Origin of the sequence: Micromonospora sp. NPDC023966 (assembly GCF_040639095.1) — a bacterium.
Classification (GTDB): Bacteria; Actinomycetota; Actinomycetes; order Mycobacteriales; family Micromonosporaceae; genus Micromonospora.
In genome coordinates this window covers 218,278-231,875 of record NZ_JBEZZJ010000001.1, presented here as the reverse complement: position 1 = coordinate 231,875, position 13,598 = coordinate 218,278, and the positions used below count along the sequence as shown (strand labels likewise).

Sequence of the window (13,598 nt, the reverse complement as noted above, 5' to 3'; positions counted from 1 at the left end):
TCGCCCACAGGCCGACCGTCGTCGGTGGACAACCCGCCCGTTGTCCCCAGGCGTCCACAGCATCGTCCCCAGGGGTTGTCCACAGTCTGTGGGTAACCGGGCGGGAACCGAGCGTGGTTTTCCACCGCCTGTGTCACAGGGGATGTGGACAACCGGGTCGAGGTGTGGATGAACACAACGCCGATCGTGGGCCCTCCACCGGGTCGAGGGTCAAGCTCCGGGTCTCCACAGGCACGAAAAAGCCCGGCCGGTGGGCCCGGCCGGGCGTCGCGTCGGCGTACGGATCAGGTGGTCTGCTTGATCCGGTTGGTCAGCTCGGCGATCTGGTTGTAGAGCGAACGGCGCTCCGCCATCTGCTGGCGGATCTTCCGGTCGGCGTGCATGACGGTGGTGTGGTCGCGGCCGCCGAACGCCTGGCCGATCCGGGGCAGCGACAGGTCGGTGAGCTCCCGGCACAGGTACATGGCCACCTGGCGGGCGTTGACCAGCACCCGGGACCGGGAGTGACCGCGCAGGTCCTCCAGGCTCACCCCGAAGTAGTCCGCGGTGGAGGCCATGATCTGGTCGGCGTTGATCTCCGGTCCGGCGCCGTCCGGCATGAAGTCCCGCAGCACCTCCTCGGCAAGCGACAGCTCCACCGACGAGCGCGTGAGGCTGGCGAACGCGGTGACCCGGATCAGCGCGCCTTCGAGTTCCCGGATCGAGTTCGACACCCGGGAGGCGATGAACTCCAGCACGTCCGGCGGGGCGTACATCCGCTCCTGCGCCGCCTTCTTCTGCAGGATCGCGATCCGGGTCTCCAGGTCCGGCGGCTGGATGTCGGCGAGCAGCCCCCACTCGAACCGGGTCCGCATCCGGTCCTCCAGGGTGGCGAGCTGACGCGGCGACCGGTCGGAGGTGATCACGATCTGCTTGTTCGCGTTGTGCAGCGTGTTGAAGGTGTGGAAGAACTCCTCCTGGGTCCGCTCCCGGTTCTCCAGGAACTGGATGTCGTCGATCAGGAGGATGTCCACGTCCCGGTAGCGGCGCTGGAAAGCGCTGGTCTTGTCGTCCCGCAACGAGTTGATGAAGTCGTTGGTGAACTCCTCGGTCGAGACGTACCGGACCGAGCGGGCGTTGCCCAGCGTCGTGGCGTAGTGCCCGATGGCGTGCAGCAGGTGGGTCTTGCCCAACCCGGAGTGGCCGTAGATGAAGAGCGGGTTGTACGCCTTCGCCGGCGACTCGGCCACCGCCACGCTCGCCGCGTGGGCGAAGCGGTTGGACGAGCCGATGACGAACGTCTCGAACATGTACTTCGGGTTGAGCCGGTTGCCGCCGCTCTCCGCCCCGCCGGCCAGCCGCCGGTCGGCCGGGCCGCCGGGACGGTGGTCGGGGGCGCCGCGGCCGGGGCCGCTGTCCGTGGCGCCGTCGCGGGGTAGGCCGCGCAGCGGCGGGGCGTCGGCCGGGCCGGGCGCCTCCCGGTAGCGGGGCTCGTAGCCGCCGGCGTCGCGGACGGGCGGCTCGACCCGGGACCGCTCGTCGAAGGCGCGGCGCTCGGGGGCGGCGGGCAGCGGCTCGGCGAAGGCGGCGCTGAACAGCGTGTCCTGCCCGTCCCTGCTGGCCGGGATCAGCTGGGGTCGGGTGCCGTCGGCGCTGCGCTGCCGGGGGGCCGGCTCCTCGGCCGGCAGCTCGGAGCGGGGATCGGCGTACGCGGGGGCCTCCGGCCGGGCCGGCGGGAAGCCCCGCTCGGGGAAGCCGGGCGCGGTGTCGGCCGGGCCGGGCTGGTCGAAGCCGGCGAGCAGGTCCGCGGGGCCGGCGGTCGCGGCGAGGGGCTCAGGACCGCTGCGGTAGACGGTGCCGGCCGGGCGGGCGCCCGGGTCCTCGGCGACCCGCACGGTGACGGCGACCTGGATGGGCCGGCCGAGCCGGCGGCTCAACGCCTCGGTGATGGCCGGGCGGAGGCGGGACTCGATCACATCCCGGGTGAACGCGTCCGGAACGGAGAGCAGCGCGGTGTCCTCGACTATCGCCCGCAGCCGGGTCAGCCGGAGGTACGCCCGCTGCTGCGCGGAGATGATCTCGTCGGCGAGCTCGTCGGTCGTCGCCGTCCACACCGCGGCAAGGTCGATCGCTCCGGTCACCGTCGTGCCACCCCCCTCGCCTCTCCTCACGCCCGCCCGGACGGCTGACCGGTCGTCATCCACAAGTTATCCACAGCCTGTGTGTACCGACCGATTGTGGCCGCCCACCGGACGCGGGTCGGACCTGCCCCCTGGTTCCCGGAGGCGCTGAAGCGGGTTCACCGTGCCGAACGATTCACTACCTTGTCCGGTCTTGCCGGTCAGCGACAAACCCGGACCCCCGACGCTGACCGCAATCGGGCACGCTAACAGCGCGGACCCCGCGCCATCAACCGTCGACACCGGGGCAGCCTTGTCAACATCAGTGAAAACCGCCCCTTCGGTCGCGGTTCCGGCGCTGGTCGGGGCCAGGGTGTGAGGTTTGACGGTCATTGCCCCCCTGCGTAGGCTGGAGCGGCTGCTCTGCCGCCCTCTGCTAGGGTGATGGGTGCTTGCTGTCCGCGTCGCCTCCCCGCATCGCCGAGGTCACGTGCCGCCGGGCAGCACCGATCGGAGGCCACCGCCGAGGTGGCCTGGACCACCACACGACCCCGGGCGATCCCCCGCGCGGGGCGTACGACAACGGAGAGCCTGACGTGAGCAAGCGCACCTACCAGCCGAACAACCGCCGGCGCGCGAAGACCCACGGCTTCCGGCTGCGCATGCGCACCCGTGCCGGCCGCGCCATCATCTCGACCCGTCGCAGCAAGGGCCGCACCCGCCTGTCGGCCTGAGGCCGACCGGTCCGGTCCGGGGACGTGGGCAGTCGTGCTGGCCGCCGCGCAACGACTGCGGCGCAGTAGCGACTTCGCCGCAGCGGTCCGGGGTGGCCGACGCGTCGGCCGAGGCGCCGTCGTGGTGCACCTGACCCTCCCCGAGCAGACCGGACCCACCGCGACAACCTCGCCGGAGCCGGCGCGGAGCAGCGGTGCGGAGCCCTCCGCACCCCGCCGCGCCGGCTTCGTCGTGTCCAAGGCCGTCGGCAACGCCGTGGTCCGGAACAAGGTCCGCCGTCGCCTCCGCCACCTGGTCCGCGAGCGGCTGGCCGACCTGCCCGCCGGCAGCACCCTGGTGGTACGCGCCCTGCCGCCGGCCGCCGACGCGTCGTACGCCCGGCTCGGGGGCGACCTGGACGCCGCCCTCGCCGCCGCGCGTTCCCCCCGGGGACGGCGGTCCCGGTGACCGAACACACCGCCGCTCCGCGGCCGACCGCCGGTGCCCGCATGCTGTTGGCACCCATCATCGCGTACCGTCGGTGGATAAGTCCGGCACTGCCGGCCCGCTGCCGCTTCTACCCGTCGTGCAGTGCCTACGCCGTCGAGGCGGTGTCCCGGCACGGTGCGCTGCGAGGAGCTTGGCTGACGGTCCGGCGGCTGTCGCGCTGCCACCCCTTCCACCCTGGTGGACACGACCCGGTGCCGGAGCCGGGCGGCCGCCGCCGTGCCGACGTGACTGGAGCCTGAGTGTTTAGTCTCGACTGGATCTACTACGCGATCTCGTGGATCCTGCTGACCTGGCACTCGGCCTGGGACGCCATCGGGGTCTCGGTCGACGCCGTGATCGGCACGAACTGGGCCTGGATCCTGTCCATCATCTTCCTGGTGGTCACGGTCCGGGTCATCCTGTTCCCGGTCTTCGTCAAGCAGATCAAGTCGCAGCGGGCCATGCAGGCGCTCCAGCCCAAGGTCAAGGAGCTCCAGGAGAAGCACAAGGGTGACCGGGAGACGCTCCAGAAGGAGATGATGGAGCTCTACCGGAAGGAAAAGGCCAACCCGCTGATGGGCTGCCTTCCGATGTTCCTCCAGATCCCGGTCTTCCTGGGCCTGTTCCACACGCTCAAGCGGCTCAACCCGGACAACCAGGGCAAGACCCTCTACGGCTGGACCGTCGAGCAGTTCCACAGCGCCTCCAGCGCGAAGCTCTTCACCGCCCCGATCTCCGGCCGGTTCGGCTCCACCCCCGACGAGCTGGCCAACCTGGGGGCGAACAGCGCGACGGTCAAGCTCGTCGCCGGCATCCTGGTCCTGATCATGATCGCCACCACCTACCTGACCAGCCGGCAGATGATCCTCAAGACCGGTTGGGCCGAGGACCCGCAGCAGCGCATGGTCCAGCGGCTGATGCTTTACGGCATCCCGGTCTCGCTGCTGATCTCGGGCTCGATCTTCCCGATCGGTGTGATCATCTACTGGGTCACCAACAACCTCTTCACCCTCGGCCAGCAGCAGTGGGTGCTGCGGAAGTTCCCGCCGCTGGTGCCGCCGAAGAGCACCACCGCCGGCAAGACCACGGCCGGCAAGACCGCCGCCCAGCCGGCCAAGACCGGTGGCCTGCTCGGCCGCAAGACCGTGCAGCCGGCCGCCAAGGCCCCGGCCGCCGCCCCCAAGGTGGCCGGCCCGAAGCCCGGTGCCAAGCCGGTCAACCCGAAGAAGAGTGGCGGCCGGCCCGCCAAGCGACAGGGCTGACCCCACCGGGCCGCCGCCGGAGACCCGGTGGCGGCCCGTTCCGGCCCCCGAGCTGCCAGCTGAGAAGCCGGCGCCGGGCCGGAACCGCCGCGCAAAGCGCGGCCACGGGCGAAACTGGCCCGTACAGACGTGCCCGAGGGCACCGGCGAACCTCCCGCCGGCCCCGGGAGACCAGCGGACCCGACGGTCCGGCCGAGCGAGTACGGAGATGAGACCGTGACCGACACCAGCATCCCCAGCGCCGACCAGTCCCTGGACGAGGAGACGGCGCCGGCCGCCACCACCGAGTCGGACGAGGAGACCCAGGCCGAGGCGCGGGAGAAGAAGGCCCCCGCCGACAGCGAGCTGTTCCGGCAGAGCGAGATCGCCGCGGACTACGTCGAGGGCCTGCTCGACATCCTCGACTACGACGGCGACATCGACGAGCTGGTCTCGGGCGGCCGTCCGGTCGTCGAGGTGGTCGGCGGTCGGCTGCAGAACCTGGTCGGTCAGCGCGGCGCCACTCTGGAGGCGCTCCAGGAGCTGGCCCGGCTGGCGGTGTTCCGTCAGACCGGTGCGCCGAGCCGCCTGCTGCTCGACGTCGGCGGCTACCGCGGCGCCCGGCGCAAGGAGCTGGCCGCCGTCGCCAAGAACGCGGTGGAGAAGGTCAAGGAGTACGGCGAGCCGGTGCGCCTGGAGCCGATGTCCGCCTTCGAGCGCAAGTGCGTGCACGACGTGGTCAACGCGATGAGCGGCGTGGAGAGCGAGTCCGAGGGCGTCGAGCCGAACCGCCGGATCATCGTCCGGCCGGCGGACTGACGTAGGTGGCCTCCGACGAGACGACGGCGGGTGCCGTGGCCGGCCCGGGTGGTACGCCGCCCGGGCCGTCGCCTGTTCGCCCCGACCCGACCGTCGACCCGGTCTTCTCCGCCGGCGACGCCCCGGCCGATCCCTCGGTGCCGGCCGGGCCCGCGATTCCGGCCGATCCGGCTTTCTCCGGCGAGCCGGCCGCGGAGCCGGTCGTTGCGGCGGACCCGGCTACCGAGGTGACGCCGGCTTTCGTCAGCGAGCCGTCGGTCGGTTCCACTATCCCGGAGGCGCCCGCCCCGGCTGGCGCCGTCGACCCGGTGTTCGCGGAGCCGACCGCCGCCGTCGCGCCGCCCTCCGGCGGGGAACAGTCCTTCGTGGACGGTGCGGAGCGGTCCGGCGATGAGCAGCCCTCCCCGGCGGGGGCGACGCTGCCGCCCGAGTTGGCGGAGGCCGCCCGTACCCTCTTCGGCGACCGGCTCGACCTGGCCGCCGCGTACGCCGAACTACTGGCCACGGACGGCGTGGTGCGCGGGCTGATCGGCCCCCGCGAGACGCCGCGTCTCTGGGACCGTCACCTGCTCAACTGTGCGGCGATGGCCGAGCGGATCCCGGTGGGCGCCAGCCTGATCGACGTCGGCTCCGGGGCCGGCCTGCCCGGCCTTGTGCTGGCCATCGCCCGCCCCGACCTCACCGTGACCCTGGTCGAGCCGCTCGCCCGGCGGACCGCCTTCCTGATCGAGGCGGTGCAGCAGCTCGGGTTGACGAGGTCCGTCCGGGTGTTCCGCGGGCGCGCCGAGGAGGCCGCAGCCGGATCCCGCGACCGGGAGCCGCTGGTCGCCGACATCGTCACGGCCCGCGCCGTGGCGGCGCTGGACCGACTCGCGGCCTGGTGCCTGCCGTTGGCGGCACCCGGCGGCCGCCTGATGGCGCTCAAGGGCGCCTCCGCCGCCGAGGAGATCGCCGAGCACGCAGCGGCGGTGGCCCGGCTCGGCGGTGGCGAGCCGGAGCTGCACCGGTGCGGAGTCGGCGTGATCGATCCGCCCGCCACGGTGATCGAGGTGGTCCGCGAGCGAGTGGTCGGCCCGGCCAGGAAGAAGGCACCGAAGCGCTCGCGGGGCGGCCGCCGCCGGGGTGCCCCAGGCCGCGATCGCTGACGCGACAAGGCTTTCCGGACGCCCATCCGGTCGTTGGACCGGGTGGGCGTGCTGATCGATCAGAACCCGACGTGGACCCGCTGCGCCCGTCGGCCGTAGGCTGGCCGCGCGTCGATAGTGTGGAACGGCGGTGCCGGGGGGTATCCGAATCCGACCGTTCCCACCGGGCCGGTGACGCCGCGCGGTGAGCGTGGGGGCCTGAATGACGGGGTGCGGACCGACCATCCGGAGCGGGCAGGGATGACAGGTGCATGACGACGGCAGGTACGACGATCCACGGGTGACCGGGCCAGGAGGGCGACCCTCCGCTACCGGCCCCGTTTCACGTGAAACCAACTCCAAGGGCTGGCCGGCGAGCGGCGAGCCCCACGACCCGTCCACCCTCCCCCCGGACTGCGATCCGTTGGTGCGCCGGGACGCGCCCTCGGCGGGTGCCGTGCGGCCGACCTCGTCCGTACCGGTGAACGTGCCGCCGGCGCGGGACCCGCACGACCCGAACGGCGGCCCGGTCAACGCGCCCGCCTCCCGTCCGGCCCCGGTACGCGGAAATGTGGCGGTCCCCGCGCGCTACGAGCCGCAGCCGCCGGTGGTGGCCGTGCCGCAGCAGCCCACCCCGGAGGCCGCGCCGGACGCGGCCACGGCTGCGACGGCTCCGGCCGACACGCCACCGGCCGCGGGCTACGCTGCCGAACCCCCGGCGAGCACGTACGTTTCACGTGAAACCCCGACGCGCGAAGAGGATGACCCACCGTTGGCTATGGAGGCTATGCGCGCCGTGCAGATCCTGAATCCCAGTGGTGAGGTCACCATGCCTCGCCCCGCACGGACCCGGGTGATGTGCGTCGCCAACCAGAAGGGCGGCGTGGGCAAGACCACGACCACGGTCAACCTGGCGGTGGCGCTCGCCCTGCACGGCAATCGGGTGCTCGTGGTCGATCTCGACCCGCAGGGCAACGCCTCCACCGGGCTCAACGTGCCGCACCACACCGGCGTGCCGGACGTCTACGACTGCCTGATCGACAGCGTGCCACTGGAGGAGGTGGCCCAGGCCGTCGAGGGCATCCCGAACCTGTGGTGCGTGCCGGCCACCATCGACCTGGCGGGCGCCGAGATCGAACTGGTCTCGGTGGTCGCCCGGGAGTCCCGGCTGGCCCGGGCTATCGCCGCCTATCCGGGGCACTTCGACTACGTCTTCATCGACTGCCCGCCCTCGCTCGGCCTGCTGACCGTCAACGCGCTGGTCGCCGCGCAGGAGGTGCTCATCCCGATCCAGTGCGAGTACTACGCGCTGGAGGGCCTCAACCAGTTGATCCAGAACATCAACCTGGTTCGGCAGCACCTCAACCCGAAGCTCGAGGTCTCCACCATCCTGCTCACCATGTACGACCGGCGTACCCGACTGGCCGACGCGGTGGAGCAGGACGTCCGGAACCACTTCGGGGACAAGGTGCTCGAGGCCGTGATCCCCCGGAACGTGCGGGTCTCCGAGGCGCCCAGCTACGGGCAGTCGGTGATGACCTACGATCCCGGTTCGCGGGGGGCCACGAGCTACTTCGAGGCCGCCCAGGAGATTGCCGAGCGAGGCGTCAAGGAGCCGGTGAGCCGGAATGCGTAGTGCGGAGAAGTCGCTGGGAGGCGTCGCATGAAGAACCGTCCTCGCGGCGGTCTGGGCCGGGGGCTCGGTGCCCTCATCCCCACCGGGCCCGTGCCGGGCAGCGGCCCGGCGCCCGCCGAACCCGAGAACGGTACGGCGGCAGCCGTCCCGGCCACCCCCCTGGGCGGTGCGGCGGCGGCCGCAGCCGAAGCGGGCGGCATCGGCGACGTGGCCGCCCCGGTCGCCCCGTCCGCGGAGCCGGAGCCGCAACTGAGCCCGGTCCCGGGGGCCCGCTTCGCCGAGATCCCGGTCGACAGCATCGTGCCGAACCCGAAGCAGCCCCGACACGTCTTTGACGAGGAGGCGCTGGAGGAGCTGAAGACCTCGATCCAGGAGGTCGGCTTCCTCCAGCCGATCGTCGTTCGCCAGCTCGACAGCGAGAAGTACGAGCTCGTCATGGGCGAGCGGCGCTGGCGCGCGGCCCAGGCGGTCGGCCGGGAGAGCATTCCCGCCATCGTCCGGGACACCAAGGACGACGCGATGCTCCGGGACGCGCTGCTGGAGAACATCCACCGGGCCAACCTCAACCCGCTGGAAGAGGCGGCCGCGTACCAGCAGCTGCTCGAGGAGTTCGGCGCGACCCACGAGGAGTTGGCCCGACGGATCGGCCGCAGCCGGCCGCAGATCTCCAACACCATCCGGCTGATGAACCTGCCCGCCCACGTGCAGCGCCGGGTCGCCGCCGGGGTGCTCTCGGCGGGCCACGCCCGCGCGCTGCTCAGCCTCGACGACGCCGAGGCGCAGGAGCAGCTCGCCAAGCGCATCGTCGCCGAGGGCATCTCCGTACGCGCCACCGAGGAACTGGTGGCCCTGGCGCTCGCCGACGGCCCGGCGAAGGCCCCGGCCGCGAAGCGCCGGCCGAAGCCGCACGCGCCCGCCCTGACGGACCTCGCCGATCGGCTCTCCGACCGCTTCGACACCCGGGTGAAGGTCGACATCGGCCGGAGCAAGGGGAAGATCACGATCGAGTTCGCGACGGTCGACGACCTGGAGCGGATCGTCGGGATCATCGGAGTGGGGCAGGAGGAGCAGCCCGGGGAGTGACGCCCCTGTCGGTCTTCGGCCGCGTGGCCCCTGCGGGGGCGACGCGGCCGAGTCGTTTTCCGGGGTGCTTCGGCCGAGGTGTTTCGGGACCTGGTCGGGGTCGGTTGGTTCTGGTCGGTGGTGCGGGGCGGGTCTTTTGACGCGGCGTGTCGGTCGCCTTGACGTTGCTCGGGGGAAGCTGGCTGCCGGCCTCGCTCCGCTGTGGGGCGCCGCATGGTGGCCCGTCGGTGTCGCGGGGCAGACGTGTTGGGCGGCCGGGCCGAACACCGTGGGCGACCGCCGGGAGGGTGTCACCGGCGTGGTCGTCACCGCCCGGGCCACCGCCCGGGCCACCGTCCGCGCCTGCCGGCCTCAGAACGGGACGCCGGGCTCTCGGGACGCAGAGTTAGAGCTTTGGGTGTTGGCGTTCGGCTTTGGAGGCTCTTGATGGCCGTCTGCGTCGCCAAGGATCGGCCGGCTCCTTGCGCCGCGGCCGTGCCGGCACCGCTGGCGCTGTTGCGCCGCGCCTGACCGCTGCCGCGCCTGACCGCTGCGGCCGCGCCCGACGCCGTCGTTGCCGGTCGCTGTCGTTGCCGCGTCTTGTAGTTGCCACCTCGCTGTGGTTGCCACGCTGACCCCGTCACGACCGGCCGTTCTCGCTTTAGCGTGCAGCGCGGTACAGCTGGCGCTGTTGTTGTCGTGCCTTGCCGTTGCCACGCCTTGCCGCGCTGCTGCCGCCCTCGCCCACCTCACCTCACCCTGCCCCGCATTGCCGTTGGCGCGCCCCCTCACCGCCGCCGACGACTCAGGCGAGCCTTGATCCGGCTGGCTGCACTGGTAAGCCGATGACTGCTCGACGGCGCTCCGGGCCGCGGGGTGTCGTTGAGTCGGATGCTGAAGACAGGCGTGTTTCACGTGAAACGGCGATGTGAGGCGCGGTGGGTGAGCCCTCGCAGCCACTTCTGCCGGTCGACCCCGTCGGCTCGTCCGCGGCGCCCCGGCGGCCGCCCCGACCACCGCGCCCTGCCGTTCCCGGGCGCGGCGCCCCGGCGGCCGCCCCGGCCACCGCGCCCTGCCGTTCGGATGGCAACGGTCCAGCAGCCTTCCCGTGGCGGCTCACTGTGCAGGCCACCCTCCGCCGACGTTTGCCCGCTGCCCCTCGCCCCGGCCCATCAGCCGCCTGCCCGTCGGCGCTCATTGTCGTCCTGCCCGCCGGCGCTCATAAGCCGTCCTGGCGCAGGCACCGATCTCGGCGGTCCTCAGCCGGCGCCGCCGCCCTGCGGGCGCTCGGCGGCATCCGTCCCTTAAACCCTCTGCCCCGCGCGGGGTGCCAGCTGCCCGTCACGCATGTCGGATTCTCTGCGGTGTCTCCTTCTCGGTCCGGCCGTCATCCAGGCTTGCGGATGCTGCCCCCGGGATCCGAAGCCGGACCCCAGGCCGTTCACCCGAAGGCTGTGTGCGCCTTGGAGCCGTCTGCCGTTCTTGCTGAGCCCCGAGTCGCCGCCGTGGGGTCGCAGTCCGGCTGTGGGGAACTGAGCGGGCCGCTCGACACTTCCAACCGGCCTCCGTGACCCGCACAATCCAGTGGCGGTCCGGGCGTTCGGAACGTGGGACCGAGAGCCGAGCCGTTGTCCGGGGGGTAGTCGGCCGGCGAGGTCCGTCACCAGGCCGACCGGTCCGGCAGCATCCTCGGTCTCGCGCCGCCGCGCGTAGCCCGATGCCCGCCTTGTGCCGCCCGGCTGGCTTCGCGTCGCCACCGCAGCACCGACGTGCCGCGGACGCCCCAGAGAAGGTCGCCCCCGCATCGCAACCCGAGTGCGCCGACCCCGCTGTTTCACGTGAAACAGCAATCCCCAGCCTTGTCTGCCTGACGACCCAGGTCCGTCTTTCGCCGGCCTATCGGGCCGGTCGCGTCGCCGCGCCGCCACCCTTGAATTCCCGAGGCCGCCGCCATGCGCCGCCAGCACGTTGCCACCGCGGGCCGCCGCGCTCGCCGGGTGACGTTCCCGAGCCCGGACCGGCGAGCCCGGACCAGCGAGCCCGGGCGGGGCGAGCCGGGCGGCCGGGCGGGGCGGGCCCAGCCGCCTCGACTTGCATCAGGCCGAGTGCGCCGGGAGAGACGCCGACGGGCCCCGCCGCCGAGAAGCGCCGACACACCCACCGCCGCCGCGAAGCGCCGACACACCCACCGCCGCCGCGAAGCGCCGACACACCCACCGCCGCCGCGAAGCGCCGACACAACCACCGCCGCCCAAGGACGCCGACACACCCGCACTCGGCGATCACCCGATCCGTCGCCGACGCTCGTTTCACGTGAAACACGAGTCCGCGCCAATCCACCGATCCACCGCCGGGCGCCCCCTCGCAGCCGAGCCGAGACCGGTGCGGATCGCCGACTCGCTCGTTAGGAAGGAAGGATCAAGGCGCCCCCGTGCCCCGTGTGCAAGCCACCCAGAGTTATCCACAGCGGTTTTCCACAGGCCCTCTCCGTTCCACGTGAAACAACACGCGGAAACCGTTGCTGAGCAGTGGATGACGCGGGGTGCTGGTGATCTCAGCGGCCTGTGGACAACCAGGTGGACAACCCGTTGTGGATCGACGGGGAAACGCTTCAGCGGCCCGGCGGTCAGGTAGGGACAGGCGTCGCCAACTCGGTTAGGGTCAGCGTCGTGCAGGACACCCCTCCCTCAGTCCCGGACTTCACCCAGTGGCCCTCCTTCCCCTTCGAGGGCGATCTCCACGTCAAGCAGCTCGACGAGCCGGTCCTCGTCGAACCTCCACGCCGCGGCGAGGGGAATCGGGAGTGCACGGCGTGCAACGCGCCGGACGAGGCGTACATCTGGGTGGGTGAGCGATGGCGGGTCCGGGCGATGGACCGGCCCACCGGCCTTCCGATGGTGCTGATCCTGGAGTCCCGGTCGCACCTCGACCTGGGCGACCTGCCGAACCTGCTCGCCGCCGAACTGGGCGTGATGACGGTACGGCTGGAGCGGGCCATCCGCTCACTGGACGGCGTCGCCCGGGTGCACGTCAACCGCTGGGGTGACGGCTCGGCGCACCTCCACATGTGGTTCCTGGCCCGGCCGTACGGGCGGCTGCAACTGCGGGGCACGTTCCTGTCCCTGTGGGACTCGATCCTGCCCCCGATCTCCGAGGCGCAGTGGCGGGAGAACCTGGCCATGGTGGCCGCGTGGCTGGCCGAGTTCGGTGGCCGTCCCCTGGCCGAGCCGCCCCGGATCCAGTGGCAGGCGCCGTCGAGCCTCACCGCCTCACCGGCCGGCGAGGTCGCCGAGGCGCCCGAGGAGGAGACCGCGTCGGTGATCGAGGCCGCGGACGAGATCCCGGAGAGTGAAGGGGCGGCGGAGCCGGGCACGCCGGCGAAGGCCGAGGAGTCGCAGGCGGCGGAGTCGGCGACGAAGGCGGCCGAGTCAGCCTGACGTCACGGGCGGCGGGCGGCGGCGCGGCTCACGAGCGTGCCGAGCGCCCGCCCGAAGTCCAGCCCGGCCGCCTGGACGGCCAGCGGCAGCAGCGACGTCTCCGTCATCCCGGGGGAGACGTTGACCTCCAGCACGTGCGGCTGCCCCTCCGCGTCGACGATCAGGTCGACCCGGGAGAGGTCGCGCAGGCCGAGCGCGGTGTGCGCGGCGAGCGCCACCTCGGCCACCCGCTCGGTCGTCGCCGGATCGAGCCGGGCCGGCGCGTGCCACGTGGTGCGGCCGGCGGTGTAGCGGGCGGCGTAGTCGTAGACGCCGTTGCGGGGCACGATCTCGACCGGGGGCAGGGCCTGCGGGCCCTCGCCGAGGTCGAGCACGGAGACCGCCACGTCCATCCCGGGCACGTAGCGCTCCACCAGGGCCGTCTGGTCGTACGCGAAACAGCCGACCATGGCGGCCGGCAGCGACGCGGCGTCCCGGACCACGGCGGCGCCCAGTCCGGAGCCGCCCTGCGCGGGCTTGACCATCAGCGGCAGGCCGAGCCGGTCGGCGATCCGGTCCAGGACGGCCACCGCGCCCAGCTCGGAGAAGCGGTCGTGCGGCAGCGCCACCCAGTCGGGCGTCGGAATGCCCGCCTCGCGCAGCACCGCCTTGGCGGAGGGCTTGTCCCAGGCGAGCCGGGACGCGCGGGCGTCGCAGCCGACGTAGGGCACGTCGCAGAGGTCGAGCACGCCGCGCAGCGAGCCGTCCTCGCCGGTGGCGCCGTGCAGGGCGATCACCACGGCGTCCGGCGGGTCGGCCGCCAGGGCGGGCAGCAGCGCCACGTCGGCGTCCCGCAGCTCGGCCTCCACGCCGACCGCGCGCAGGGCGTCGAGCACCCGCCGGCCGGACCGGAGCGAGACGTCCCGCTCGTAGGAGAGTCCGCCGGCGAGCACCAGCACGTGCAGTTCGTCGGTGGCGGCGGGTCCGGTCACGGAAGT

General features: G+C 72.6%; 11 protein-coding genes. 9 read left to right on the top strand and 2 right to left on the bottom strand.

Annotated elements, in window-relative coordinates; all coding sequences use genetic code 11:
- Positions 1 to 284: 284 nt before the first annotated feature.
- A complete protein-coding gene (gene dnaA, locus AB0F68_RS01070; protein ID WP_357331854.1) occupies positions 285 to 2,120 on the bottom strand; it encodes a chromosomal replication initiator protein DnaA in 1,836 nt (611 codons plus the stop codon).
- A 575-nt stretch (positions 2,121 to 2,695) separates the two neighbouring features.
- On the opposite strand from dnaA, the gene rpmH reads away from it, so the two are divergent.
- From rpmH to AB0F68_RS01025, 9 genes are all read left to right on the top strand, one after another.
- Positions 2,696 to 2,833 carry a 50S ribosomal protein L34 gene (gene rpmH, locus AB0F68_RS01065; protein ID WP_117668129.1) on the top strand — a complete coding sequence of 46 codons (138 nt, stop codon included), beginning with the start codon at positions 2,696 to 2,698 and terminating at the stop codon, positions 2,831 to 2,833.
- A 34-nt stretch (positions 2,834 to 2,867) separates the two neighbouring features.
- Positions 2,868 to 3,281 carry a ribonuclease P protein component gene (gene rnpA / locus AB0F68_RS01060; protein ID WP_357331852.1) on the top strand — a complete coding sequence of 138 codons (414 nt, stop codon included), beginning with the start codon at positions 2,868 to 2,870 and terminating at the stop codon, positions 3,279 to 3,281.
- Between the two features lie 41 nt (positions 3,282 to 3,322).
- Positions 3,323 to 3,562, top strand: a complete 240-nt coding sequence (yidD, locus tag AB0F68_RS01055) for a membrane protein insertion efficiency factor YidD (RefSeq protein WP_357332855.1) — start codon at positions 3,323 to 3,325, stop codon at positions 3,560 to 3,562.
- A complete protein-coding gene (yidC, locus tag AB0F68_RS01050) occupies positions 3,563 to 4,564 on the top strand; it encodes a membrane protein insertase YidC (RefSeq protein WP_357331849.1) in 1,002 nt (333 codons plus the stop codon).
- A 216-nt stretch (positions 4,565 to 4,780) separates the two neighbouring features.
- Positions 4,781 to 5,362, top strand: coding sequence for a R3H domain-containing nucleic acid-binding protein (locus AB0F68_RS01045; RefSeq protein ID WP_357331847.1), 582 nt, complete (start codon positions 4,781 to 4,783; stop codon positions 5,360 to 5,362).
- A 419-nt stretch (positions 5,363 to 5,781) separates the two neighbouring features.
- Positions 5,782 to 6,507 carry a 16S rRNA (guanine(527)-N(7))-methyltransferase RsmG gene (gene rsmG, locus AB0F68_RS01040; protein WP_357332854.1) on the top strand — a complete coding sequence of 242 codons (726 nt, stop codon included), beginning with the start codon at positions 5,782 to 5,784 and terminating at the stop codon, positions 6,505 to 6,507.
- Between the two features lie 247 nt (positions 6,508 to 6,754).
- Complete coding sequence (locus tag AB0F68_RS01035; RefSeq protein WP_357331845.1) at positions 6,755 to 8,122, top strand: AAA family ATPase; 1,368 nt, start codon at positions 6,755 to 6,757, stop codon at positions 8,120 to 8,122.
- A gap of 27 nt (positions 8,123 to 8,149) precedes the next feature.
- Entirely contained in the window at positions 8,150 to 9,205 is a 1,056-nt protein-coding gene (locus tag AB0F68_RS01030; RefSeq protein ID WP_357331843.1) for a ParB/RepB/Spo0J family partition protein, read from the top strand.
- A gap of 2,648 nt (positions 9,206 to 11,853) precedes the next feature.
- Positions 11,854 to 12,621 carry a hypothetical protein gene (locus AB0F68_RS01025; protein ID WP_357331841.1) on the top strand — a complete coding sequence of 256 codons (768 nt, stop codon included), beginning with the start codon at positions 11,854 to 11,856 and terminating at the stop codon, positions 12,619 to 12,621.
- A gap of 2 nt (positions 12,622 to 12,623) precedes the next feature.
- On the opposite strand, the gene AB0F68_RS01020 is transcribed toward AB0F68_RS01025, so the two are convergent.
- Positions 12,624 to 13,592: a D-alanine--D-alanine ligase gene (locus tag AB0F68_RS01020; RefSeq protein ID WP_357331839.1), complete on the bottom strand. Its 969-nt coding sequence runs from the start codon at positions 13,590 to 13,592 to the stop codon at positions 12,624 to 12,626.
- Positions 13,593 to 13,598 lie beyond the last annotated feature (6 nt).

Bases quoted from the DNA above. Each gene is read 5' to 3' on its own strand.
- AB0F68_RS01030 (WP_357331843.1), top strand. From the start codon at position 8,150: ATGAAGAACCGTCCTCGCGGCGGTCTGGGCCGGGGGCTCGGTGCCCTC.
- yidD (WP_357332855.1), top strand. From the start codon at position 3,323: ATGCTGTTGGCACCCATCATCGCGTACCGTCGGTGGATAAGTCCGGCA.